Here is a 22,560-nt window from a genome sequence, read left to right as displayed (position 1 = left end):
GCACGACCGGGTGGTGCTTCTTCGTCGGCTGGAGGTACTGGCCGATCGTCAGGAAATCGACGTCGGCCGAGCGCAGGTCGTCCATCAGTTGCACGACTGCGTTCCGCTCCTCGCCGAGGCCCACCATGATGCCGGACTTGGTGAAGATCGACGCGTCGAGCTCCTTCACGCGCTGGAGCAGGCGCACGGAGTGGAAGTAGCGCGCGCCCGGGCGGACCGTGAGGTAGTTGCCCGGCACCGTCTCGAGGTTGTGGTTGAACACGTCGGGCCTGGCCGCCACGACCGTTTCGAGCGCCCCGTCCTTGCGCAGGAAGTCCGGCGTCAGGATCTCGACGGTGGTGCCGGGGCTCAGGCGGCGGATCGCCGCGATGGTGCGGGCGAAGTGCTCCGCGCCGCCGTCGGCGAGGTCGTCGCGGTCGACGGAGGTGACGACGACGTGGTGAAGGCCGAGCTTGGCCACGGAGTCGCCGATCTTCTCGGGCTCGTCGGCGTCGAGCGCGCCCGGCAGGCCGGTGCGGACGTTGCAGAAGGCGCAGGCCCGCGTGCAGGTGTCGCCCATGATCATGAAGGTGGCGTGGCGCTTCTCCCAGCATTCGCCGATGTTGGGGCAGCCCGCTTCCTCGCAGACCGTGACGAGACCGTGCTCGCGCACGATCCTCCGGGTCTCGGCCCAGGCTGGCGAACCGGGGGCCTTGACGCGAATCCAGTCGGGCTTGCGGGCCTGCACCGGCTGGTCCGGCCGGTGCGCCTTCTCCGGATGGCGCGCCCGCGCCGGCATCGGCGGCCGCGGATCGTTCTTCAGGAGGTCGAGGACGACGGCCATGCCACACCGCGTGCGAGGCACCCGCGGCGCGGGCATCGGGAAGCAGCCCTGACTTAAGACCTCCGGCGCGCGGCCGCAAACCGGCGCGACCGCGGGTCGCCGGCGCGCGGGGGATGGGGTCGTTGTGCCGGCGTCGGCACCCGCTGCGTCGCGGTGCAGCCGGCGGGGCTGATCCCCGCGCCGGGCGGCGGGCGACGAAACGCGGCCGTCGGCATGAGCATGGCGCCCGGGCCCCGGCGCCATCCGGGGACGGTCGAGCGGCCTCAGCCGCCGCGACCCGCCTCGGCGAGCCCCGCCACCCGGCAGATGTCGCGGGCGGGCCCGGCCGGCCCCGTCCATGCGGCGGCGTCGGGCTCGGCGGCCGGGGTCACGAAGGCCGTTGGCGCGGCGGCCTCGGCATAGGCCATCGGCGCCAGGTCGGGCGCGCCGGCCTTCCGCTTCTCGTAGAAGGCGTTGCCGCCGGCCACCGCCACGTAATGCATGTTGTCGTAGGGGTATGTCCGTCCGGCGGTGTGGAAGTGCATCGCCCGGCCGACCTGGGGGTGGCGCTGGCCCGCGAGCACCGCGTCGGCGGCGTCGGCGACCCTCTGCAGGTCCTTCTCCGCCATCGGCTTCGTCAGCACCCCGGCGGCGAACTGCCGCGGCTGGCCGACCACCGCGCAGATGCCGCCGTTCGGGAAGGCGGCGTTCTCCAGGCGGTTCATCACCACGGTGCCGACCGCGAGCAGCCCCTCGGGATCGCTGCGGTTCGACTCGAAGTACATCGCCCGGCCGAGGCAGTCGCGCTCGGCATCCGTCGCGGCCACAGGTGTGGCGGCCGGGATCGAGCCGGTGGTGAGCCCGGTCCGGGCGCCGGCGTTGCAGGCGCCGAGGCTCGGAACGGCCAGCAGAAGCAGGAGCGCCGATCGCCTCGCCCGAACCGTCCGCATGCCGCACCGGCCCCCTGCCCGTCGCCTCGCTCCGCCGCGATGCGTTCCGGCCAAGCTCGATCCGAAAGGTGCGTTATTTGTGGCGTCGTGGCGGACGGCGTCCCGCCTCAGCGCGCCTGCGCCTTCAGCATCGCATCCGCGGCGTCGCGGAAGGCGCGGGTCGGCACGGCGATGGAGGGCGCGCGCCCGTCCTCCCGTGCGCGGCTCGCCACGAGGACGCCGATCACCGCCGGGCGCCCGTCCTCGACCTGGAGCAGGGCCGAGCCGGATTCGCCCGGCACCGCCCGGCAATCGTGCAGCAGCAGCGGCGCCGGGCCGGCATCGAGCCGCGCGCTGCAATGCCCCTGCGCGCTCATCACCTGCGGCCTCGCCCGGCTGTAGCCCGCCCGCCGGATCTCGCGGCGGAGCGCCCGCGCGTCGCCGCCGGGGGCGTGGTCCTCCAGGGCCAGGGGCTCGCCGGGGATGGCCTCGGCGAGCTCGACCAGCGCCCAGTCGCCCTGCATGTTCGGCCGCGCGGTGCCGTAGGCGTAGGCGTAGTCCGGCGCCCTGCGGTAGGCGCTCGCCACCGCATGCGCCCGGTAGGCGCCCTGGCGGTAGCCGGCGACGAAGTGGATCGCGCCCGGGCTCACCCAGCGTCCGGCCGGCACGTCCCACAGGCAATGGGCGGCGGTGAGCGCCAGCCGCGGCCCGATCAGCGTCGCGGTGCAGGCCTGGAGCCGGTTGGCCCCGAGCACGACGTTGAGCTTGCCGATCGCGCTGTAGGGCCACGCATCGGCATCGACCGCGATCTCCTCGGCCCGCGCCGCGCCGGCCCACAGGATCGCGCCGGCGAGCGCCAAGGCGCGCACCGGCTCAGGTCCCGATGTGCCGCGCGAAGGCCGCAAGGTCGATGTTGCCGCCGCTGATCACCACGCCGACGCGCTTGGCCCGCACGTCGAGGCGCCCGTGCAGCACCGCGGCTGCCGCGAGGCACCCGGTCGGCTCGACCACGAGCTTCATCCGTTCGGCGAAGAAGCGCATCGTCGCCACGAGTTCGGCGTCCGACACCGTGACGATGTCGGCGACCCGCTGCTGGATGATCGGGAAGGTGTGCGCCCCGAGGAACGTGGTCTGCGCCCCGTCGGCGATGGTGCGCGGCACGGGGATCGTGACGATCCGTCCCTCGCGGAACGACCGCTGCCCGTCGTCGCCCGCCTCCGGCTCGACGCCGATCACCGTGCAGCCGGGTGCGCGCTCGGCGGCCGCCAGCGCGCAGCCCGACAGCATGCCGCCGCCGCCGAGGCAGGCGACGAGCATGTCGAGGGCGCCGGTGTCCTCGATGAGTTCGAGCCCCAGCGTCCCCTGCCCGGCGATCACGTCGGGGTGGTCGTAGGGCGGGATCAGGGTGAGGCCGCGCGCCTGCGCGATCTCGCGCCCCAGCGCCACGCGGTCCTGCGTGTAGCGGTCGAAGCGCACCACCTCGGCGCCGTAGCCCGCGGTGGCGGCGACCTTCATCGCCGGCGCGTCGAGCGGCATCACGATGGTGGCCGGCACCGCCAGCAGCCGGCTCGCGAGCGCGATCGCCTGGGCGTGGTTGCCCGACGAGTAGGCGAGCACGCCCCGCGCCCGCGCCTCGGCCGGCAGCGCCGCGATCGCGTTGTAGGCGCCGCGGAACTTGAAGGCGCCCGCGCGCTGGAGGTTCTCCGCCTTGAAGAACAGCCTCGCGCCGGTGCGCTCGTCGGCCGTGCGCGAGGTCAGGACCGGGGTGCGGTGCGCGACGCCGGCGATGCGCTCGGCGGCGCGCGCCACGTCGGCGAAGGTCGGCAGGCGTAGGCTTGCATCGGTCATGGGGGCTCGGCTCCGCATTCCGCCCGGCCCGCGCCCGGTCGCGCGGTCAGGACCCTCCATAGCCGCCTGCGCGCCGCGCGGGCACCCCATGCGATGCACGGGCGGAGCCAATCGGGCGCTCGCCGCTTATCCGGACGGCGAGGCCCGCGGCGGCCGTGGATGGAGCGAGATCATGCGGACGGGAACGAAGATCGGGCTCGGTGCCCTCGCGGCGGTGCTTCTCGGCGCCGCCGCCTTCACGCGCTTCATCGTCTATCCGGAGCACGCGAGCCTCGATGTCGCCGCCGGCACCGGCGCCAACCCGACCCTGCCCGCGCCGAACCCGACCCTGATGCCGACGGTCAACATCGCCCGCGTCGCCGGATGGGCGCAGGGGGCCAAGCCCGTCGCCGCGCCGGGCCTGTCGGTCGCGGCCTTCGCGCAGGGCCTGACCCATCCGCGCTGGCTCCATGTGCTGCCGAACGGCGACGTGCTGGTCGCCGAGAGCAACAAGCCGCCCTCGGGCGACAAATCGACCGGCGTGGCGGACTGGGTCGCCGACCAGGTGAAGGGGATGGCCGGGGCCGGCGTGACGACCCCGAACCGGATCATCCTGCTGCGCGACACCGACGGCGACGGCGTCGCCGATCTCCGCACGGTGTTCCTGAAGGACCTGTACTCGCCCTTCGGCATGGCGCTCGTCGGCGGCGACCTCTACGTCGCCAACGCCAACGCCCTGGTGCGCGTGCCCTACCGGGAGGGCCAGACCGAGATTTCGGCCACGCCCGAGACGGTCGTCGATCTGCCGTCGGGCATCAACCACCACTGGACCAAGAACGTGATCGCGAGCCCGGACGGCACCAAGCTGTTCGTCACAGTCGGCTCGAACAGCAACGTGGGCGAGAACGGCTTGGACGCCGAGAAGGGCCGCGCCGCGATCTGGGAATACGATATCGCGACCAAGGCGATGCGCGAATACGCCACCGGCCTGCGCAACCCCAACGGCCTCGGCTTCGAGCCCAGGACCGGCGCGCTCTGGACCGCGGTCAACGAGCGCGACGAGATCGGCAGCGACCTCGTGCCCGACTACGTCACCGCCGTGAAGGAGGGCGCGTTCTACGGCTGGCCCTACAGCTATTACGGGAGCCACGTCGACGCCCGCGTGAGCCCGCAGCGCCCGGACCTCGTCGCCCGGGCGGTGGCGCCGGACTACGCGCTCGGCACCCACACCGCCTCGCTCGGGATCGCCTTCTCGCAGGGCTCGACCCTGCCGCCGGCCTGGACCGGCGGCCTGTTCGTGGCGCAGCACGGCTCGTGGAACCGCCGGCCGAAGAGCGGCTACAAGGTGGTCTACGTGCCCTTCACCGAGGGCAGACCCACGGGCAAGCCGGTCGACGCGCTCACCGGCTTCCTCGATGCCGACGAGAAGGCGCAAGGGCGCCCTGTCGGCGTGGCGCTCGACAGGTCCGGTGCGCTGCTGGTGACGGACGACGTCGGCGACGCGGTCTGGCGGGTGACGGGGGCGGCGGCCTCGCAGTGAGCGCCCGCTTCAGATCCCGCCGTACCAACTGAATCCGAGCTCGGAGACCATGCTGCCGCGGCCCTGGCCGATCCCATCGACCCGGGCCACCGCCTCGATCGAGGCGAGGTACTTCAGCGACTTGTAGCCGAGCTGGCGCTCGACCCGCAGCCGCACCGGCGCGCCGTGGGCGATCGGCAGCGCGCCGCCGTTCATGCCGTAGGCGAGGATGGTCTGAGGGTGCAGCGCGTCGAACAGGTCGTAGCTGTCCCACCAGCCGTCGACGGTGCGGATCACGACGAAGCGCACCTCGGGCTTCAGCCCGACCACGCCGAGGAGGTGCGACAGCGGCACACCGGTCCAGCCGCCGATCGCCGACCAGCCCTGCTCGCAGCTGTGGAGCGTGATCTGGGTGCGGGCCGGCATCGCCCTCAGATCCGCGAGCGAGAAGGAGCCCGGTTTCTCCACGAGGCCGCGGACCGGCAGGCGCCAATCGGAAAACCCCGCCGCCTTCGAGCGGCGATAGGCGGGATCGTCCGGATCGGTGGTGTTGATCGTCGGGAAGACCGACGAGATCGATTCCGGGCCGAACTCGCGCACCAGCGGCTGGTGCCGCAGCAGGAACCGCTGGACCGTGAAGCTCAGCACGTCGCTGAGCCCGTAGAGGCCGCCGCGCGCCGGCCCGCCGTCGCCGAGGAGGTCGCAGCCGGGCAGCAGGGCGGCGGAGCCCAGCGCCGAGGCGCCGAGGATCAGCTTGCGCCGGGAGACGTCGGTCATCGCAGGTCCTCCGGTGCGCGTCGCCCGGCGATCATCCCGCGCATCAGCGCCGCCGGCCCGTTGGCCAGCACCTGCCAGACATGGACCAGCAGGAACAGCACGAGAAGGGCGGCCGAGAGGAAGTGGAGCGTGCGGGCCGATTGCCGGCCGCCGAACAGGGTGAACAGCTCGGGGAACGCCGCGGTGACGCCCGGCGACATCGTCAGCCCGGTCGCCAGCATCAGCGGCGACAGCACCAGGATCACGGCGAGGTAGGCGAGCTTCTGCAGGGCGTTGTAGCGGCCCTCGGCCGGCGCCCCGCCGCGCAGGCGGAAATGGCCGCGGATCTCGCCGACGAGATGACGGGGGCGGATCTGGTCGGCATCGGGCAGCAGCCGCCGGCGCAGGTGGCCCGCGGCAAGGCTCCAGCCGAGGTACAGCCCGCCGTTGAGGACGAAGACCCAGCCGGCGAGGAAGTGCAGGTTGCGGCCCCAGCCGGTCTGCTCGAGGTTCACCGGCAGCGGCAGGACGAGGAAGGCGGGCGCGTCGTTGGCCCCGGTCTCGCCCCAGAACAGGCGCGGCAGCGCGAGCAGGATCGCGGTGCCGCTCACCGCCAGCGTCAGGAACGCCGCCGCGTGGACCCAGTGGGTCGCCCGCACCCAGGCCGGATGGCGGATCGGCGCCGCCTCCCGCCCCATCGTCGTCCCTGGCCCGGATGTGCTCATCGGACCCAGGATCGCACGCCCGGTAGCGATGATCCAACGCGAAAGCCGGGATGCGACGCGAAGGCCGGGCAGGGCGCCCGGACGGGGCGCGGCGGTCCCCGAACCCGCGAAGCCTGACCCGCGATCCTGCGCAAGCGCGGCGCGGAACCGCGGGGCGCGCCTCGCGCTTGTGAAACGAAAAGACCGCATGATAGCCCACCCGTTCATCGTCCGCACAGGCCCGTCGTGCGACGGTCTCCCCGGTGGCCTCCGTCGCTGAAAACGAGCTTTCGTGAAGATCGCGCTCCTCGCCCACCTGAAGTTCCCGATCGTCCAGCCCTATCCGGGTGGGCTGGAGATGCACACGCACCTCCTCGCCGGCGCCTTGCGGCGGCACGGCCATGCGGTGACGCTGTTTGCCTCGGATGGCTCCGATCCCGCGCTCGCGCCGGTGTGCGTATGCCCCCCGACCGGCGACGGCCTCGGCGACCCGCTGCGGCACGCCGCCATCGCCCGGGCCGAGCAAGCGGCCTACGTGCGGATCATGGATGCGGTGACCGCCGACGGTTTCGACCTCGTCCACAACAACAGCCTGCACGACCTGCCGCTGCGCCTGAGCGGGGCGCTGAGCATCCCGATGGTGACGGCGCTGCACACGCCGCCGTTCGCATCGCTGGAGGCGGGGGTGCGCGCGGCGGCCCCCGGCATGGTCTTCGCCGCGGTGTCGAAGCACACCGCCGAGGCGTGGCGCGGCATCGTGCCCGCCCCGGTGGTCATCGGCAACGGCGTCGAACTCACGGTCTTCGTCCACCGGCCCGTGCCGGACCCGGTGCCTTACGTGTTCTGGTCCGGCCGGATCGTGCCGGAGAAGGGGCTTCATCTCGCGATCGACGCGGCGCGCGCCGCCGGCCTGCCGCTGCACTTCGCCGGCCCACGGCCCGATCCGGCCTACTGGGCGGCGTGGATCGCGCCGCGGCTCGGGCCCGACCTCACCGATCTCGGCCATCTCGGCCATGCCGCCCTCGCCCGCCATCTCGGCGGGGCGCGCGCCGCCCTCGTCACCCCGTGCTGGGAGGAGCCGTTCGGTCTGGTGGTGGCCGAGGCGCTCGCCTGCGGCACGCCGGTCGCCGGCTTCCGCCGCGGCGCGCTGCCCGACATCCTCGACGCGTCCTGCGGCGCCCTCGGCCGGCCCGACGACGTCGCCAGCCTCGCCGAGGCGGTGGCGCAGGCGGTGCGCCTCGACCGGCGCGCCTGCCGCGACCGCGCCGAGGCCCTGTTCGACGCCGACGCGATGACCGCCGGCTACGAGGCGCTCTACGACGCGGCGCTCGAAGCCTTCCACCGAATGCGGATCGCCCCCGCCCCGCGGCTCCGCCGCGTCGTCGCGGCGCAGGCCTGAACCTTGGACCGGTCCGCGCCGGCGGTCGTCTGCGTCCCCGCCCGCGACGAGGTGCGGCGCCTGCCGCGGCTGATCCGCTCGCTCGCGGTGCAGGACGGGTTCTCCGCCGCCGCGCCGCTGCGCCTCGTGATCGTCGCCAACAACTGCGACGACGGCACCGCCGACGCGGTGCGGGCGATGGCGGCGGCTGGCGAGGCGGGACCCGTCGCGATCCGGCTCGTCGAGGCGCGGCTCGCGCCCGGCGAGGCCCATGTCGGCACCGCCCGGCGGATGGCGTTGGACGCCGGCGCCGCCTGGCTGGAAGCGGACGGCTGCCCCGACGGCCTCCTCCTCACCACCGACGCCGACGCGCGGGTGCCGCGGAGCTGGGTCGCGGCGAACCTCCGGGCGCTGGAGGCGGCCGAGATCGTCGGCGGACGCCTCGCGATCGATCCGGAGACGGCGCCCGCGCCGGCGCTCGCCGACCTGCACGCGCGGATCGAGCGTTACTGGGCCGCCGTCCGGGCGATCGAGGACGCCTTCGACCCGCAGGCCCACGACCCGGCACCCCGCCACGGCGACCACACCGGCGCGAGCCTCGCGCTGCGGGCCGCGCTCTACCGCCGCGTCGGCGGCCTGCCGCCGCTGCCCCGCGGCGAGGACAACGCCCTCGTCGCGCGCGTCCGCGAGGCCGGCGGGCGCCTGCGCCACTGCCCCGACGTGTCGGTGCTGGTCTCGGACCGCGCCGCCGGCCGCGCCGACGGAGGCATGGCCACCGAGATGGTCCGCCGCGCGGCGGCCGCCCGCGCCGCCCTGCCCTATCGCCTGCCCGCCCCATCCTATTGGGCGGCCGTGATCGCCCGCCGCGCGGCCCTGCGCCGGGCCTGGACCGGCCCGGATCGCCGCGCGGCGCTCGCGGCCCTCGGCCTGACGGAGTCCGACCTCGCCGCGATCGACCCGGACGCCTGCCCGAACGCCATCGCCTTCGTCGAGCGGGCGGCGCCGCGCTGCGAGGCCGCCGACGGGCCGGCGCCGGACATGGACCTGGACGCGGCCCTCGCCGCCTTCGCTGCGATCCTGAAGCCGGGCGCGGCGGCGTGACCCGGCCGATCGGCTACTACGTCCACCACCAGGGCGCCGGGCACTGGCAGCGCGCCTGCCGGATCGCCCGGCATCTCGACCGGCCCTGCACCCTGATCGGGACGCTCGCCGGCCACGACCGCGCCGAGGCGCCGGGCGCGGTGCTGGACCTGCCCGACGACCGCCTGCCCGCCTCGGGCTTCGACGGACGGGACGGCGAGGCCGGGCGGCCGGAGGCCTTCCACTACGCGCCGCTGGGTCTGCCGGCCGTGCGCTGCCGCATGGCCGCCATCGCCGCCTGGATCGCCGCGGCCGACCCGGCGCTGATCGTCGTCGACGTGTCGGTCGAGGTCGCGCTGTTCGCGCGCCTGCTCTCGGTGCCGGTGCTGATGGTGCGGCTTTCCGGCACCCGCACCGACCCGCCGCACCGCGAAGCCTTCCGCAGCGCCACCCGCCTGATCGCACCCTTCCCGCGGGCGCTCGACGGCGACGCCGTCCCGGTCTGGGTGCGGGACAAGACCCATTACGCCGGCTTCCTCGGCGCGCCCGCGCTTCCCGCGGCGGCGCCCGATCCGGCCGGCCCGATCGTCGTGGTGTTCGGCCGCGGCGGCGCCGGCGGCACGCTCGAAAGGCTCGCCGCGGCGGCGCGTGCGGTGCCGGAGCGCGGCTGGCACGTCCTCGGGCCGGTCGCCGGCGCGGTCTCGGACGCGCTGCCCGAAAACCTGCACCTGCACGGTTGGGTCGCGGAGATCGGGCCTCACCTCGCTCGCGCCGCCCTCGTGGTCGGGGGCGGCGGCGACGGGGTGGTCGCCGCGGTGGCGGCGGCGGGCCGCCGCTTCATCTGCCTGCCCGAGCCGCGCGCCTTCGGCGAGCAGACCGAGAAGGCCGCGGGCCTCGCCCGCCTCGGCGCGGCGGTGGTGCGCGCATCCTGGCCGGAGGACGCCGCATGGCCGGCGCTCGTGCGCGCCGGCCTCGCCCTCGACCCGGCGGCGATCGCCGCGCTGCACGATCCGGACGCCGTGCCGAGGCTCGGCGCCGTCATCGAAGGCATCGCGCGCGCGATCGCGGTGCGCTGACCGCCATCGGGCCCGTGCGCTGCGTGGACCCACCATCGTCGTCCCGGATGAGCGGGGCGGCGGGTGACGGCCGGGGCCGCCCCGCGCACCGCGTGGGGAGCCCGCTCAGAACGGCCGATCCGGCGGCACCCGCGCGGCGGCGATCTCCGCCTCGGTCGGCGGGCGCAGCACGGCGAGGCCGTCGCGGCGGTCCGCCCGCACCAGCCCGAGGCGCGCGAAGGCGTCGAGCCAGCCGTCCATCGGCCAGAGGCCGTGGCGGGCGTGGAAGCGGCGGGCGTTGGCGACGATGTCGGAAAAATGCTGGAGCGGCGGGTCGCAGGAGTTGTGGTGCTGGTGGAACGCGCGCATCCCGCCCGCAAACAGCACCGGCACGCCGGCCTCCGCCGCCCGGAAGGCGAGGTCGGTGTCCTCGGCGCCGTAGCCGGTAAACCCTTCGTCGAAGCCGCCGATGCGGTCGTAGGTGGCAGCCCGCACCGCGAAGGCGAGGGACCAGAACAGGCCCGGCTGCGGCGCCGGGCTCACGCCGGAGGCCGGAAAGGCCCGCGCCGGGTGGCGCTGTCCGAGGCGGTCGAGTGCCGCCTCCGTCCAGCCGTCGCCGACCGCGCCCGCCGTCAGGTAGCGGATCTCGCAGCAGACCAGCGCGTCGTGCGCCGTCACCGCTGCCGCGAGCCCCGCGACGAGGCCGGTTGAGGGGATGCAGTCGACGTCGAGGAACACCAGGAGATCGCCCGCCGCCGCGCGGCGGCCGGCGTTGCGGGCCGCGGCAAGCGGCAGGCCGTCGCTCCTCAGAGGCGTCCGCCGCACGGGGAAGCCGAGGGCCGGCAGCGGCGCGTCATCCCCGCCCATCTCGACGATCACCGCCTCGGACGGCGGCGCGCCGCGGCCGAGGCCCTCCAGCAAGCGCGCGAGGTGGTGCCCGCGGCCCTTATTGAGGGTGACGACGCTGGCGCTCACGCGCCGGCCACGGCGGTTCCCCCGTGCGCGCGCAGCACGTCGATGCGGTAATCCGCGTTCCGCGCGCCATGCAGCGGCGTGGCGAAGCCGGCGGCGGCGGCGATGAAGGTCTCGGCGGCCGCGTCGCCGGAGAGCGGGTAGTCGGTCTCGCCGAGCCAGTGCACCAGCACCACGTCGCCGCCCGGCTCGATCGCCGCGCCGATGCGGGCACCGATGCGGGCGACGTCGTCGCGGGTGAAGAAGTAGACCACTTCCGAGAGCAGGATCAGGTCGAACCGGCCGTCGGGCCACGCCTCCGGGATCGCGCAGGCCTCGAAGCGCACCCAGGGACGGTCGGCGCAGCGGGCGCGCGCGGCGACGAGCGCGGTCTCCACCACGTCGATGCCGATGAGCGCGTCGCAGCGCGGGCCGAGGTCCCGCGTCAGCACGCCGATCGAGCAGCCGATCTCCAAGCCCGAGGCGTAGCGCGTTCGTGGCAGGGCGGCCAGGGTCGCCGCGTACTTGGCCGCCTCGTAGGCGCTGGTGGTGAAGCCCCACGGGTCCGGGTCCGGGCCGCCGCCGTAGAGGCCGGCGAAGTATTCGGGGGTAAGCGAATCGGCGCGGCGGGTCATTCCGGCAACTCCACGAATCGCTCGTAGCGCCCGCACAGGTGCTCGATCATGTCGTGCGACAGGCGGAAACCCTCCGGGTCGTCGGCGATCAGGCCCGTGGTCTGCGAGGCGTGTGCGGCCACCGCCCGGCGCTTGGCGGCGCGGTGCGCCTCGACGTCGAGGCGGAAGCCGGCCGGCGCCGGGCCGACCTCGCGCCCGGGCGGCAGGGTCCAGCCCCAGACCGGATAGGCGAAGGCGCGCAGGCCCGGCATCAGTGGGCGGGCGAGGCCGACGATGTCGGCCGCCGCCGCGTGGTCGCAATGCGGATCGTGGCGCCACGTCACGAACACCGCGTCGGCCCCGATCCCGCGCGCGGTCGCGGCAACAGTGCGGGCCGCGGCCTCGGCCGGCTCGTTCCGGCTCGGCACGTGCGCGTCGGGCAGGCGCAGGAAGGCGACGTGTTCGGAGGCGAGGCCGAGCTCGGCCGCCGCGCGGAGCGTCTCCGCCTCGCGCAACGTCCGCAGGCGTGCGGGCGGGTAGAGGCGGGAGTTCGGGTGCGAGCCGCAGCCGTCGCTGATGACGACGAGGCGGACGGGCAGGCCGCGGGCCCTGCCCTCCGCGATCAGGCCGCCGCAGCCGAGGCTCTCGTCGTCGGGGTGGGGGGCGACCACGACGAAGCCGCGCGTCGTCATCGCCGCAAGGTCGGCGACGGGCAGGCGGTCCAGCAACGGGAGGAAGGCGTCGGCGCGCATGAGTCTCAGGTGGTCCCGGGGTCGCGCCACAGGGCCTGGATCGGCAGGCCCGCTTCGAGCACGTAATCCGCGGCGCCGGTCAGCGCCGCGTCCGGCCCCGGCTGGCGCAGGTAGGTCGCCAGGTCGCGCGCCAGCCGCTCCAGGGGATGGGCTTCGAGGAAGCCCGCCAGCCCGACCGACCGCTGGGCCAGCCCGATCGCGTCGAGGCCGGCCCGCTCGACCGCGCCGCGGGCGAGGTTGACGTAGGCGATCGCCCGCGCGGCGTCGACCGGCTCGGCGGTGGCAAGGTGGGCCGCCCGCTCGACGAACAGCCGCGCGGCCTCGGCGGCGGTGGCCGCCTGCCCGAGCCGGGCGCGCTGGTGGGGATCGCCGCCGCGGCCGGTCGCGGCGAGGTGGTCGCGGTGGGCGCCGAGCACCGCCTCGATGCCCCCGCACTGGACGGCGAGGAACCGCCACGCGCCCGCCGCGAAGAACGGCTGGCGGAAATAGTCGTCCGGCGCGCCGATCCGCTCGTGCGGCCCGAGCCGGATGCCGGAGAAGTCGACGGTGCCGGTCGCGCTGGCGCGCATGCCGTGCGCGCGCCAGCTGGAGAGGTCGGCGCGGCCCTCCGGATCGAGGGGCACCACCAGCATCTGGCAGCGCCCGTCGGGCAGCCGCGCCGTCACCAGGGGCCGCGTGACATGGCCGGCGCCGGAGGCGTAGGACTTCGCTCCCGTGAGCACCGGCCCGTCGGCGTCGGCACCGATCGCGAGCCCACCCGGGTTCGGCTCGGTGTTCCACACCCCGAACAGGTGGCCCGCCCGCGCATCGGCCGAGAACCGCGCGCGCGCCGCGTCGCCGCCGTAGCGCAGCACCAGCGCCAGGGCGTTGACGTGGCCCTCGTAGACCCGGCCGGCCGCGAGGTTGCCCCGGCCGATCCCGCACAGGACATCGCGCAGCCGCGCCGCGCCGCCGGGCTCGCACAGGCCGGCACCGCCGAGCGCCTCCGGCAGGGGCGCCGCGAGCAGCCCCGCGGCGCGGAGCGATGCGATGGCCTCGACCGGGAAGCTGCCGTGCCGGTCCGGCGCCGGCACGGAGGCCACCGCCGCGGCGGCGACCTCTCCGAGGCCGGTCGGCCGCGCGGTGGCGATGGGGACTGGGAGATGAATCGTCATGATCGCATGGAAGATGGCGCGCGCGCGCGATTGCGCCATGTCCGGCACGGCAAAATCCCCGCCGGATCGCCGTCCCTCGCCCGTCCTTCGCCGCCGGCGGCTCGGGAGGCTTGACCCCTGCCCCAGCATGATCCTTGCTCGGGGCCCGACCCGGCCGGCACACGAGAGGCCTCTTCGTGCTCCTGACTCCCCGCGAAAAAGACAAGCTCCTCGTCGCCATGGCCGCGCAGGTGGCGCGCAACCGCCTGGGCCGCGGGGTGAAGCTCAATCATCCGGAAGCGATCGCGCTCATCACCGACTTCGTGGTCGAGGGCGCGCGCGACGGGCGCTCGGTCGCCGACCTGATGCAGGCGGGCGCCAACGTGCTCACCGCCGACCAGGTGATGGAGGGCATCGCGGAGATGATCCCCGACATCCAGGTCGAGGCGACGTTTCCCGACGGCACCAAGCTCGTCACCGTGCACCATCCGGTGCGCGGCGCCCCCTCCTCCGACGTGCCGGGCGCGGTCACGACGCTGCCGGGCGCGATCGTGTTCAACGTCGGCGCCGAGCGCACGGTGGTCGAGGTCGCCAACACCGGCGACCGGCCGATCCAGGTCGGCTCGCACTACCACTTCTACGAGGTCAACCCCGGCCTCGCCTTCGACCGCGAAAAGGCCCGCGGCCAGCGCCTCGACATCGCGCCGGGCACGGCGGTGCGCTTCGAGCCAGGCTCGACGCGGGAGGTAGCGCTGGTGCCGCTGTCCGGCGGACGGACGGTGTACGGGTTCCGGGGCGACGTGATGGGGGCGTTGTGATAGCCTCGGCTGCCATCGGATCAGCAATCATCGAGTCTTGGAGCGGTGCGATGCCGACATACAGGGCCGTTGTCGATGAGCAGGGGAAGGTCGCGCTTCCCGAGGAGCTGGTCCGCAGGCTTGCGATCGAGGCCGGCGAGGCGGTCGAATTCTTCCTGACTCTCGATGGTCAGGTTCATTTCCACGTCGTCAACGGTTCGTGGGACGCTCTGACTCCGCAAGGGCCGGCGCGCAGGCCGCCCCTGTCGATTCGCGAGATGGACGACGCGATCGCCGACCATATGGCCGAGGACGACGCGCGTATCCGCCGGCAATCCCGTCCGTCGGAACGGTCGGCAGCCGAGTAGATGATCGGGCTCGACACGAACCTGCTCGTGCGCTTATTCGCCAACGACAGCCCGGACGAGCGCGCCCGCGTTATCGCGCTGCTTGACGCTCTGCCTTCGGGCGAGACGGCCTACGTCAACGTCCTCGTGGTCGCCGAACTCATCTGGACCCTGCGACGGGCCTATGGTTTCGAGCCGCATGAAATCGCTTCCGTCCTGCGGCGTCTGACCGAGCATCCGCGGATCTCGACCGAAGCCGATCTGCTGCGCGAGGCCGCGCATCGCTCGCGGGAGGAAGGCGGCGACGTGGCCGACCAACTGATCGCGCTCATCAACCGCGCACGCGGATGCCGGACGACCTTCACCTTTGATCGCGACGCTGGCCGCTCCACCGACTTCTCGCCGGTGCCGTGACCGAGGATCTTGCATGGCCAACACCCCTCCCCCCGCCTCCCTCCCCCGCGCGGCCTATGCCGACATGTTCGGGCCCACCGTGGGCGACCGCATCCGGCTCGCCGACACGAGCCTCGTGATCGAGGTCGAGCGCGATGCCACCACCCACGGCGAGGAGGTGAAGTTCGGCGGCGGCAAGGTCATCCGCGACGGAATGGGGCAGAGCCAGGTCACCAACGCCGACGGCGCGGTCGATACCGTCATCACCAACGCGGTGGTGCTCGACCACTGGGGCGTGGTGAAGTGCGACGTCGGCATCGTGAAGGGGCGCATCCACAAGCTCGGCAAGGCCGGCAACCCGGACATCCAGCCGGGCGTCGACATCGTGATCGGGCCCGGCACCGAGGTGATCGCGGGGGAAGGCAAGATCCTCACGGCCGGCGGCTTCGACAGCCACATCCACTTCATCTGCCCGCAGCAGATCGACGAGGCGCTGTGCTCAGGGATCACCACCATGCTCGGCGGCGGCACCGGGCCGGCGCACGGGACGTTCGCCACCACCTGCACCCCCGGCCCCTGGCACCTCGCGCGGATGATCGAGGCGGCGGATTCCTTCCCGATGAACCTCGCCTTCGCCGGCAAGGGCAACGCCTCGCGCCCCGAATCGCTCGTCGAGATGGTGCGCGCCGGCGCCTGCGCCCTGAAGCTGCACGAGGATTGGGGCACGACGCCGAAAGCCATCGACACCTGCCTCACGGTCGCCGACCTGCACGACGTGCAGGTGATGATCCACACCGACACCTTGAACGAATCCGGCTTCGTCGAGGATACGATCGCGGCGTTTGCCGGCCGCACCATCCACGCCTTCCACACCGAGGGCGCGGGCGGCGGGCACGCGCCCGACATCATCAAGGTGGCGGGGCTGGCCAACGTCCTGCCGTCGTCGACAAACCCGACGCGGCCCTACACGAAGAACACCATCGACGAGCATCTCGACATGCTGATGGTGTGCCACCACCTCTCGCCGTCGATCCCCGAGGACCTCGCGTTCGCCGAGAGCCGCATCCGCAAGGAGACGATCGCGGCCGAGGACATCCTGCACGACATCGGCGCGCTCTCGATGATGTCGTCCGACAGCCAGGCGATGGGCCGCGTCGGCGAGGTCGCGATCCGCACGTGGCAGACGGCCGACAAGATGAAGCGCCAGCGCGGGGCGCTCCCCGGCGACGCATCCGGCAACGACAACCTGCGGGCGCGCCGCTACATCGCCAAGTACACGATCAACCCGGCGATCGCGCACGGGGTGTCGCAGCACATCGGCTCGGTGGAGCCGGGCAAGCTCGCCGACCTCGTGCTGTGGTCGCCGGCCTTCTTCGGGGTGAAGCCCGACCTCGTGATCAAGGGCGGCATGATCGCGGTGGCGCCGATGGGCGACCCCAACGCCTCGATCCCGACGCCGCAGCCGGTGCATTACCGCCCGATGTTCGGCGCCTTCGGCCGCGCGCCGTTCGCCACCGCGCTGACCTTCGTCTCGAAGGCGGCGGTGGAGGACGGCTTGCGTGAAAAGCTGGGCGTGCAGAAGCAACTCGTCGCGGTCGAGAACGTGCGCGGCGGCATCTCGAAGAAGAGCATGATCCTCAATGACGCGACGCCGGTGATCGAGGTCGATCCCGAGACCTACGATGTCCGCGCCGACGGCGAATTGCTGGTCTGCGAGCCGGCCGACATGCTGCCGATGGCGCAGCGGTACTTCCTGTTTTGAGGTAGGATGGCCCGAACGACAGCGGAGGCTGCATGTCCAACGCCGCTTTGAGCCCGCCATTGGGGCAGGATCTCTACGAGGCCGACCTGTACCTATGGACGCAGGCGCAGGCCTCCCTTCTGCGTGCCGGGCGTCGGGGGGACATCGACCTGCATCATCTCGCCGAGGAGATCGAGGGCGTGGGCGGATCGCAGAAATCCGAGATCCGCAACCGCCTCGCGATCCTGCTTCAGCATCTCCTGAAATGGGAGTTTCAACCGGAGAAGCGCAGATACGGATGGCGCGCGTCGATCGTGGAGCAGCGGCTCCAGATCGACGGTCTCGTCGATCTCAGTCCAAGCCTGCGCCACGTCCCGGACCTCGTTCTGACGAAAAGCTATCCCCTCGCGCGCGTGCGGGCTGCGGAGGAAACGGGGCTGGACGAGCGCGCCTTCCCGGAAATCTGCCCCTACGCGACGGCGCAGATCCTGAACGACGGGTTCTATCCCGGTCCCACCGAGACGGAGATGGTCTGATGCCTTGCGGGAAGACGCCGCCGCCGGACCGCAGACGCCCGACGGCGGTTCTGAGCCCATGATCCGCGCCACCCGCGTCATCCGTGCCGACGCCCTCTCCGGGGCCGAGATCGTCGACCGCATCGTCCTCGACCACGGCGACCGGCACCGGCGGCGCATGGCGATGCGCGGCGTCGGCGGGCTCGCGTTCCTGCTCGACCTGCCCGAGCCCGCGGTGCTCGACGACGGCGACGCGCTGGTGCTCGACGACGGGCGGCTCGTCTGGGTCGAGGCCGCGCCGGAGGCGCTGCTCGAGATCCGCGCCGCCTCGCCGCGCGCCCTGAAGCGCCTGATCTGGCACATCGGCAACCGTCACATCCCGGCCGAGATCGGCGAGGAGTGCGTGTTCATCGCCGACGACCACGTGCTCGCCGGGATGGTGCGCGGCCTCGGCGGCACCGCGCTGCCGGTCGTGCGCCCGTTCCGGCCCGAGGGCGGCGCCTACGCGGGCGGGCATGCCCAGCCCCACGACCATGGCGGCCGCCCCCACCATCACGGCGACGGGCGCGTCCACGCCCATGATTGAGCAGATCCGGCTGACGGCGTGGCTGTCGCCGACCTACCCGGTCGGGGCCTACGCCTACTCGCACGGACTCGAATGGGCGGTGGAGGCGGGCGACCTCTCGGACGAGGCCGGGATCGCGGCCTGGCTTACGGACGTGGTCGAGCGGGGGGCTGCGCGCAACGACACGATCCTGACCGCCCACGCCCACCGGGCGGCCGTCTCCGGCGACGGGCCGGGCTTGGCGGAGATCAACGACCTCGCGCTCGCCCTCGCCCCGTCGCGCGAACTCCACCTGGAGACGAGCCAGCAGGGCCGCAGCTTCCTCGACGCGACGCGCGCCGCGTGGCCGTGTCCAATGCTCGACGCCATCGCCAAGACCCTGCCCGGCGCGGTCGCCTACCCGGTCGCGGTCGGGGCCGCCGCCGGCGCCCACGGCATGGCCCGGCCCGCCCTGCTCGCCGCCTACGGCCTCGCCTTCGTCCAGAACCTCGTCTCGGCGGCGCTGCGCGCCGCGCCGATCGGCCAGGCCGCAGGCCTGCGGCTGATCGCCGGGCTCGGCCCCCGCCTCGTCGCGCTCGCCGCGGACGCCGAGGGCCTCGGCCTCGACGACCTCGGCTCGGCGACGCTGCGCCTCGATCTCGGCTCGTTCCGGCACGAGACGCAGTATTCGCGGATCTTCCGCTCGTGACCCCAGACAGACCGAGTCCGCCCGCATGACATCGAAGAACGGCCCGCTCCGCGTCGGCATCGGCGGCCCCGTCGGCTCCGGGAAAACCGCGCTGATGGAGCAGCTCTGCAAGCGGTTCCGCGACCGCTACGAGATCTGCGCGATCACCAACGACATCTACACCAAGGAGGACGCGCGCATCCTCACGGTGGCGGGCGCGCTCCCCGAAGAGCGGATCATGGGCGTCGAGACGGGGGGCTGCCCGCACACGGCAATCCGCGAGGACGCCTCGATCAACCTCGCCGCGGTCGCTGAGATGCGGCGGCGCTTCCCTAAGCTCGACCTGATCCTGATCGAGTCGGGCGGCGACAACCTGGCTGCCACCTTCTCGCCGGAACTCGCCGACCTCACGCTCTACGTGATCGACGTGGCCGGCGGCGAGAAAATCCCGCGCAAAGGCGGCCCCGGCATCACCCGCTCAGACCTGCTCATCGTCAACAAGACCGATCTCGCGCCCCTGGTCGGCGCCGACCTCGGGGTGATGGAGGCCGACACCCGGCGGATGCGCGGGCAACGGCCCTACGTGTTCGCGTCGCTGCGCGCGGGTGCGGGGGCGGACGCCGTCGCTCGCTTCGTCGTCGAGGCCGGCGGGCTGGGCTGAGCCCGCCGCCTCGACAGGTGGATCGATCGATGCGAGGCTTATCCCGCAGCGATCGCGGAGACCCGCTCCGCGCCCCCTCCCCGACGGTCCTCACGGAATGCCCCTATCGCCGGAACTGCGGGAATCGCGCGCCGCCCTGATCCTCCTGGCCGTGGCCGTCGTGTCCGTCCTGATCTTCGGAGCCGTGACCCTGATCGGCCAGATCGGCTGAGTGACCTCGGCGCCGCGCGCCGCCGACGTTCGGTCGAGCGGCTTTCCGAGAGCAGGGCGGCGCGGCGCGTCGGCTGCGCGGACGCCGATCCGCGTGCGCATCGGTAGAATGCACGGGCGTGATCCGTCCGTTGAGTTAACCGATTGTTAATTTTACCTTGGGTTGTATTTCTTCGGTTTCAGAGCGAAATCGCAACCGAACCATGGGGATCGTCCATGCCCACCGAAACGATCGATCGGACCCGCTCCCGCTCCGTCGACCTCTCCGCGGCCTTGTCGGCCTCGGACGTGGTCGGAACCTGGTCCTGGTCGGCGCGGCCCGACCGCTGCATCCTCGATGCCGGCGCCGCCGACGTGCTGGCGGGCGACCACGCGATCGCCGGGTTTCCGGTCCCGTTCGAGCAGGCCGAGGCCCGGGTCCGGAGGACCTGCCGAAGCTCGCCAGCCACTTCAAGCGCCTGCGGTCGTCCGGTGGCCTGTTCGTCGCCGAGTACTGCACCGTCTCGACCACCGGGCGGGTGCGCCGCATCCTCGACCGCAGCCGGCTCGTCCGCAGCGAGACGGGTGCCGTCGCCAAGGGCCACGGCATCATCATCGACGTGACGGAGAGCGACCGCGACCTCACGGCCTTCGCCGCGGCCGACTGGCGCGACCCGGTCGCGATCCTCGACGCTGCCGCCGCCCACGCGCTGGCCTGCCGCGAGACGATCGACCAGCTCGACAACTCGGAGTTGCGCCTGGTGGTGGACATCCTGCTGCTCAGCCTCGGCCGGCAGATCGCCGCGTCGTCGCGCGGCCGCGGGCATTGAGGCCGGACCGGACGTCCGCGCCGGCGTCGGCCGGGCCGGCCGCCGCGATCGAACCCGGCGCCTCCGCGCCCTGGCGGGCGGCCGGCGGGGAACGGGAGACCTACTGCACCAGCACCGCCTGGTTGCACAGCGTGCCGTCGGCGGTGACGTCGGCGTAGCCGAGGCGGATGCCCAGCGTGCGCAGCGTCGTGTCGAGCACCCCGTCGAGGGCCGGTGCGGCGCCCGCCAGCGTGCCCGACAGCAGCGGGCCGAGAAGCGGCGGCGGAGACAGCCCGTTGATCGACAGGCCGAGGCCCTGGCTCAGGCTGCCGGTGAGCGACTGCGCCATCCCCGTGGTCGAGACGGTCCTGACGACGTGGCGCGTGATCTCGTCGTCGGAGAAGGTCAGGGTCTGGGCCGAGGGCTTGGCGATGGTCGCCCGCGCCGTGCCCTGGACGGTCAGGAGCGGCACGGCGATCAGCGCGGCGGCGCGGGTCAGGTCGGGGGTGGCGGCGCCGGCCGCGATGCTGCCGCGGTGGATGCCGGCGATCGCCAGCGTCGCGAGGCCCGGCTGCGCATCGACCGTGACTTGGCGCCGCGTCGAGGCGGTCCACGGGCAGGCGACCGCGCGCAGCGTCGCGGAGGTCTGCGCCGCCTCGGCGTAGATCGGCAGGCTCAACGTGCCGAGACCGAGCGGCGCGGCGAGCGTCGTCTCGATCAGCAGGCGGACCTGCGCCGTGTGGATCGTGGCGTTGATGCTGCCCGGCTGGACGAAGGACGAATGCTGCCGGCGCTCGCCGACCGCGAGCGTCAGGCGGGTCGCGAGCAGCCCCGGCACCGTCGCGCCGAGATCGACCGCGATCGGGTTGCGGCCGTTCGCGGCCGTGGCGAGGTCGGAGACGAGGTTCATCAGGCCGATGGCCGGCCCGGCCGTGCCCCGTGACGGCGAGAGCGCGGCGGCATCGCCGAGATCGACGATCTGCGCCACGGGGATCGGCCCGCCGGCATTCGGCAGGGCGGAGAGCAGGCCCGCCAGCGCCGCCGCCGTGCCCGCCCCCGGCGTGCCCTACGCCGCGACCTTGAGGGCGGCGGTGAGTTGCCCGACGCTGGCGCTCGCCGCGACGACGTCGGCGTAGGTCGCGGCCTGGAGGTTCAGGCTGGGGGCCAGCGCGTCGAGAAAGCGGAAGGCGTCGACCTGCGTCGACAGCAGCGCGTTGTAGTCGATCAGCGAGTGCGGGACCTTCGTGCCGAGCATCGCCCCGAGCACGGCGTTGGCGATGCCGCCGTCGAGCGCCGCCACGCCGGAGCCGACCGAGAAGGCGGCGAACTGCGCGCTCGCGGCCGTGCCGGCCACCCGGATCGGCACGGTCCCGGGCAGGCCGAGCACCTGCGCGAAATGCACCGGCACGCCCGTCCGCAGACCGACGCGGACGGCGTTGGCCGGGCTCGCCTCGGCCTGGAACCGGCTCGCGGGCGCGACCTTGGCGTCGCCCGCGTAGCGCCCCGGCGCGACCGTCACCGTCGCGACCGATCCGTAGCCGTTGTCGGCAAGCGACCGGCGGGCGACCGCATCGGCCTGCGCGGCGTTCGCGGCCGCGAGCATCGCGGCGATGTCGACCGTCCCTTGCGCCTTGCGCCTGGCCTGCACGACGATGCCGAGATCGACCCCGACCGCACCCGCGCCCATCAGCGCGGTGGCGCCGAGGGTGACCGGGATCGCCACCGACCCGCTCCGGTCGAAGCCCAACCGCCCTGCCCGGCGACGCAGGCCGGCAGCCTTTGACCGTGACCGGTCGGGAGCGTCCGCCGCACCGTCGGAAACCCGCGTTCGCGCTTGGCGAGGGCCGGTCGCGGAAGGATCGGGGCCGCGGGCCGTCGGCATCACAGGCCGCCCCGGCGCACGCTGACCGTGCTCGTCAGGAGGTCGGGCGGCAGCGGCACGAGCCTGCCGAGGCCCCTCAGCCCGAGGACCGACGTATCGTAGGTGAGGGTCACGGTGTAGACGGTCGCGTCGCTCGGGCTGGTCCCGACCGACACCCCGACGCTGCCGGCCCTGAACATCGAGCCGGAGGCGAGGCTGCGTTGCACCGCGCCCTGCGCCAGGGACGCCCGCTCGCCGTCGCTGACGCCCGCGACCGAGGCCCGCGCCGCCTCCGCCGCGATCTCGCGCAGGGTGTGCGCGGCGCCGAGATACACGCCGAACCCGAGGATGCCGGCAAACAGCAGCAGCAGCGGCGTCACCAGGGCGAATTCGACCGCCGCGTTCCCGCTCCGGCAGCGCGACCGCGCCTTCGCCGACCGAAGGTGCCGCGCGGCGCCGTCGCCCCGTCCGAGCCTCGTGTCCATCGCAAGCGATCCCCTGCCATTGCATCGCAA

26 protein-coding genes are annotated in these 22,560 nt (G+C 73.6%); 13 read left to right on the top strand and 13 right to left on the bottom strand.

Going from position 1 to position 22,560, the window contains the following annotated elements:
* The 4 genes from lipA to ACFE86_RS01590 all read right to left on the bottom strand — a co-directional run.
* On the bottom strand, positions 1 to 823 hold an 823-nt coding region (gene lipA / locus ACFE86_RS01605; RefSeq protein WP_375453579.1), incomplete at its 3' end, for a lipoyl synthase.
* Between the two features lie 263 nt (positions 824 to 1,086).
* A complete protein-coding gene (locus ACFE86_RS01600; protein ID WP_375453578.1) occupies positions 1,087 to 1,752 on the bottom strand; it encodes a cell wall hydrolase in 666 nt (221 codons plus the stop codon).
* 107 nt (positions 1,753 to 1,859) lie between these two features.
* Positions 1,860 to 2,600 (bottom strand): trypsin-like serine peptidase, encoded by a 741-nt coding sequence (locus ACFE86_RS01595; protein WP_375453577.1) that lies wholly within the window; start codon positions 2,598 to 2,600, stop codon positions 1,860 to 1,862.
* Between the two features lie 4 nt (positions 2,601 to 2,604).
* Positions 2,605 to 3,579 (bottom strand): threo-3-hydroxy-L-aspartate ammonia-lyase, encoded by a 975-nt coding sequence (locus ACFE86_RS01590; protein ID WP_375453576.1) that lies wholly within the window; start codon positions 3,577 to 3,579, stop codon positions 2,605 to 2,607.
* Between the two features lie 172 nt (positions 3,580 to 3,751).
* On the opposite strand from ACFE86_RS01590, the gene ACFE86_RS01585 reads away from it, so the two are divergent.
* Complete coding sequence (locus tag ACFE86_RS01585; protein ID WP_375453575.1) at positions 3,752 to 5,098, top strand: PQQ-dependent sugar dehydrogenase; 1,347 nt, start codon at positions 3,752 to 3,754, stop codon at positions 5,096 to 5,098.
* Positions 5,099 to 5,107: 9 nt separating this feature from the next.
* Here the strand turns inward: ACFE86_RS01585 and ACFE86_RS01580 are convergent, their stop codons facing one another.
* Together ACFE86_RS01580 and ACFE86_RS01575 are read right to left on the bottom strand one after the other, a co-directional pair.
* Complete coding sequence (locus ACFE86_RS01580; protein WP_375453574.1) at positions 5,108 to 5,854, bottom strand: molybdopterin-dependent oxidoreductase; 747 nt, start codon at positions 5,852 to 5,854, stop codon at positions 5,108 to 5,110.
* A complete protein-coding gene (locus ACFE86_RS01575; RefSeq protein ID WP_375453573.1) occupies positions 5,851 to 6,558 on the bottom strand; it encodes a cytochrome b/b6 domain-containing protein in 708 nt (235 codons plus the stop codon). Before ACFE86_RS01575 ends, ACFE86_RS01580 begins: the two co-directional genes overlap by 4 nt.
* Positions 6,559 to 6,829: 271 nt before the next feature.
* Between ACFE86_RS01575 and ACFE86_RS01570 the strand changes: the two genes are divergently transcribed.
* Genes ACFE86_RS01570 through ACFE86_RS01560 form a run of 3 tightly spaced genes read left to right on the top strand, consistent with a single transcriptional unit; the run spans position 6,830 to position 10,071 of the window.
* Positions 6,830 to 7,936, top strand: a complete 1,107-nt coding sequence (locus ACFE86_RS01570) for a glycosyltransferase family 4 protein (RefSeq protein WP_375453572.1) — start codon at positions 6,830 to 6,832, stop codon at positions 7,934 to 7,936.
* A 3-nt stretch (positions 7,937 to 7,939) separates the two neighbouring features.
* Positions 7,940 to 9,016, top strand: coding sequence for a glycosyltransferase (locus ACFE86_RS01565; protein ID WP_375453571.1), 1,077 nt, complete (start codon positions 7,940 to 7,942; stop codon positions 9,014 to 9,016).
* Entirely contained in the window at positions 9,013 to 10,071 is a 1,059-nt protein-coding gene (locus ACFE86_RS01560; RefSeq protein WP_375453570.1) for a glycosyltransferase, read from the top strand. The genes ACFE86_RS01565 and ACFE86_RS01560 overlap by 4 nt, the downstream gene beginning before the upstream one ends.
* A 105-nt stretch (positions 10,072 to 10,176) precedes the next feature.
* Here ACFE86_RS01560 and ACFE86_RS01555 read toward each other — a convergent pair whose 3' ends face one another.
* Genes ACFE86_RS01555 through ACFE86_RS01540 form a run of 4 tightly spaced genes read right to left on the bottom strand, consistent with a single transcriptional unit; the run spans position 10,177 to position 13,521 of the window.
* Positions 10,177 to 11,025: a glycosyltransferase family 2 protein gene (locus ACFE86_RS01555; RefSeq protein WP_375453569.1), complete on the bottom strand. Its 849-nt coding sequence runs from the start codon at positions 11,023 to 11,025 to the stop codon at positions 10,177 to 10,179.
* Positions 11,022 to 11,636: a class I SAM-dependent DNA methyltransferase gene (locus ACFE86_RS01550; protein WP_375453568.1), complete on the bottom strand. Its 615-nt coding sequence runs from the start codon at positions 11,634 to 11,636 to the stop codon at positions 11,022 to 11,024. The genes ACFE86_RS01555 and ACFE86_RS01550 overlap by 4 nt, the downstream gene beginning before the upstream one ends.
* Positions 11,633 to 12,367 (bottom strand): PIG-L deacetylase family protein, encoded by a 735-nt coding sequence (locus tag ACFE86_RS01545; protein WP_375453567.1) that lies wholly within the window; start codon positions 12,365 to 12,367, stop codon positions 11,633 to 11,635. Before ACFE86_RS01545 ends, ACFE86_RS01550 begins: the two co-directional genes overlap by 4 nt.
* Before the next feature lie 5 nt (positions 12,368 to 12,372).
* A complete protein-coding gene (locus tag ACFE86_RS01540) occupies positions 12,373 to 13,521 on the bottom strand; it encodes an acyl-CoA dehydrogenase family protein (protein ID WP_375453581.1) in 1,149 nt (382 codons plus the stop codon).
* A gap of 176 nt (positions 13,522 to 13,697) precedes the next feature.
* On the opposite strand from ACFE86_RS01540, the gene ACFE86_RS01535 reads away from it, so the two are divergent.
* From ACFE86_RS01535 to ACFE86_RS01495, 9 genes are all read left to right on the top strand, one after another.
* Positions 13,698 to 14,318: an urease subunit gamma gene (locus ACFE86_RS01535; RefSeq protein WP_375453566.1), complete on the top strand. Its 621-nt coding sequence runs from the start codon at positions 13,698 to 13,700 to the stop codon at positions 14,316 to 14,318.
* A 50-nt stretch (positions 14,319 to 14,368) separates the two neighbouring features.
* On the top strand, positions 14,369 to 14,665 hold the full coding sequence (locus tag ACFE86_RS01530; RefSeq protein WP_375453565.1) for a hypothetical protein: 297 nt from the start codon (positions 14,369 to 14,371) through the stop codon (positions 14,663 to 14,665).
* Complete coding sequence (locus tag ACFE86_RS01525) at positions 14,666 to 15,058, top strand: PIN domain-containing protein (RefSeq protein ID WP_375453564.1); 393 nt, start codon at positions 14,666 to 14,668, stop codon at positions 15,056 to 15,058.
* Between the two features lie 13 nt (positions 15,059 to 15,071).
* Entirely contained in the window at positions 15,072 to 16,799 is a 1,728-nt protein-coding gene (ureC, locus tag ACFE86_RS01520) for an urease subunit alpha (protein WP_375453563.1), read from the top strand.
* Between the two features lie 32 nt (positions 16,800 to 16,831).
* On the top strand, positions 16,832 to 17,314 hold the full coding sequence (locus ACFE86_RS01515; RefSeq protein WP_375453562.1) for a DUF29 domain-containing protein: 483 nt from the start codon (positions 16,832 to 16,834) through the stop codon (positions 17,312 to 17,314).
* A 58-nt stretch (positions 17,315 to 17,372) separates the two neighbouring features.
* The gene (locus ACFE86_RS01510) at positions 17,373 to 17,879 is read left to right on the top strand and encodes an urease accessory protein UreE (RefSeq protein ID WP_375453561.1); all 507 of its coding nucleotides are present in this window, start codon (positions 17,373 to 17,375) and stop codon (positions 17,877 to 17,879) included.
* Positions 17,872 to 18,546: an urease accessory protein UreF gene (locus tag ACFE86_RS01505; protein ID WP_375453560.1), complete on the top strand. Its 675-nt coding sequence runs from the start codon at positions 17,872 to 17,874 to the stop codon at positions 18,544 to 18,546. The genes ACFE86_RS01510 and ACFE86_RS01505 overlap by 8 nt, the downstream gene beginning before the upstream one ends.
* Positions 18,547 to 18,571: 25 nt before the next feature.
* The gene (ureG, locus tag ACFE86_RS01500; RefSeq protein WP_375453559.1) at positions 18,572 to 19,186 is read left to right on the top strand and encodes an urease accessory protein UreG; all 615 of its coding nucleotides are present in this window, start codon (positions 18,572 to 18,574) and stop codon (positions 19,184 to 19,186) included.
* Between the two features lie 728 nt (positions 19,187 to 19,914).
* On the top strand, positions 19,915 to 20,205 hold the full coding sequence (locus ACFE86_RS01495; RefSeq protein WP_375453558.1) for a hypothetical protein: 291 nt from the start codon (positions 19,915 to 19,917) through the stop codon (positions 20,203 to 20,205).
* Between the two features lie 100 nt (positions 20,206 to 20,305).
* Here ACFE86_RS01495 and ACFE86_RS01490 read toward each other — a convergent pair whose 3' ends face one another.
* The 3 genes from ACFE86_RS01490 to ACFE86_RS01480 form a co-directional block, all read right to left on the bottom strand.
* Positions 20,306 to 21,172 carry a hypothetical protein gene (locus tag ACFE86_RS01490; protein ID WP_375453557.1) on the bottom strand — a complete coding sequence of 289 codons (867 nt, stop codon included), beginning with the start codon at positions 21,170 to 21,172 and terminating at the stop codon, positions 20,306 to 20,308.
* Between the two features lie 78 nt (positions 21,173 to 21,250).
* On the bottom strand, positions 21,251 to 21,907 hold the full coding sequence (locus ACFE86_RS01485) for a TadG family pilus assembly protein (protein ID WP_375453556.1): 657 nt from the start codon (positions 21,905 to 21,907) through the stop codon (positions 21,251 to 21,253).
* A gap of 158 nt (positions 21,908 to 22,065) precedes the next feature.
* The gene (locus ACFE86_RS01480; protein WP_375453555.1) at positions 22,066 to 22,530 is read right to left on the bottom strand and encodes a TadE family protein; all 465 of its coding nucleotides are present in this window, start codon (positions 22,528 to 22,530) and stop codon (positions 22,066 to 22,068) included.
* Between the last annotated feature and the right edge of the window lie 30 nt (positions 22,531 to 22,560).

This window comes from uncultured Methylobacterium sp., assembly GCF_964244095.1.
Taxonomy (GTDB): Bacteria; Pseudomonadota; Alphaproteobacteria; order Rhizobiales; family Beijerinckiaceae; genus Methylobacterium.
The sequence above is the reverse complement of the archived record's forward strand: the minus strand, read 5'-3'. Positions and strand labels throughout refer to the sequence as shown.

What these genes read in the sequence shown, in the direction of transcription:
- ACFE86_RS01600 (WP_375453578.1), bottom strand. Translation starts at nt 1,752, where the DNA reads ATGCGGACGGTTCGGGCGAGGCGATCGGCGCTCCTGCTTCTGCTGGCC.
- ACFE86_RS01590 (WP_375453576.1), bottom strand. Translation starts at nt 3,579, where the DNA reads ATGACCGATGCAAGCCTACGCCTGCCGACCTTCGCCGACGTGGCGCGC.
- ACFE86_RS01585 (WP_375453575.1), top strand. Translation starts at nt 3,752, where the DNA reads ATGCGGACGGGAACGAAGATCGGGCTCGGTGCCCTCGCGGCGGTGCTT.
- ACFE86_RS01580 (WP_375453574.1), bottom strand. Translation starts at nt 5,854, where the DNA reads ATGACCGACGTCTCCCGGCGCAAGCTGATCCTCGGCGCCTCGGCGCTG.
- ACFE86_RS01575 (WP_375453573.1), bottom strand. Translation starts at nt 6,558, where the DNA reads ATGAGCACATCCGGGCCAGGGACGACGATGGGGCGGGAGGCGGCGCCG.
- ACFE86_RS01550 (WP_375453568.1), bottom strand. Translation starts at nt 11,636, where the DNA reads ATGACCCGCCGCGCCGATTCGCTTACCCCCGAATACTTCGCCGGCCTC.
- ACFE86_RS01545 (WP_375453567.1), bottom strand. Translation starts at nt 12,367, where the DNA reads ATGCGCGCCGACGCCTTCCTCCCGTTGCTGGACCGCCTGCCCGTCGCC.
- ACFE86_RS01540 (WP_375453581.1), bottom strand. Translation starts at nt 13,521, where the DNA reads ATGACGATTCATCTCCCAGTCCCCATCGCCACCGCGCGGCCGACCGGC.
- ACFE86_RS01530 (WP_375453565.1), top strand. Translation starts at nt 14,369, where the DNA reads ATGCCGACATACAGGGCCGTTGTCGATGAGCAGGGGAAGGTCGCGCTT.
- ACFE86_RS01525 (WP_375453564.1), top strand. Translation starts at nt 14,666, where the DNA reads ATGATCGGGCTCGACACGAACCTGCTCGTGCGCTTATTCGCCAACGAC.
- ureC (WP_375453563.1), top strand. Translation starts at nt 15,072, where the DNA reads ATGGCCAACACCCCTCCCCCCGCCTCCCTCCCCCGCGCGGCCTATGCC.
- ACFE86_RS01515 (WP_375453562.1), top strand. Translation starts at nt 16,832, where the DNA reads ATGTCCAACGCCGCTTTGAGCCCGCCATTGGGGCAGGATCTCTACGAG.
- ACFE86_RS01510 (WP_375453561.1), top strand. Translation starts at nt 17,373, where the DNA reads ATGATCCGCGCCACCCGCGTCATCCGTGCCGACGCCCTCTCCGGGGCC.
- ACFE86_RS01505 (WP_375453560.1), top strand. Translation starts at nt 17,872, where the DNA reads ATGATTGAGCAGATCCGGCTGACGGCGTGGCTGTCGCCGACCTACCCG.
- ureG (WP_375453559.1), top strand. Translation starts at nt 18,572, where the DNA reads ATGACATCGAAGAACGGCCCGCTCCGCGTCGGCATCGGCGGCCCCGTC.
- ACFE86_RS01480 (WP_375453555.1), bottom strand. Translation starts at nt 22,530, where the DNA reads ATGGACACGAGGCTCGGACGGGGCGACGGCGCCGCGCGGCACCTTCGG.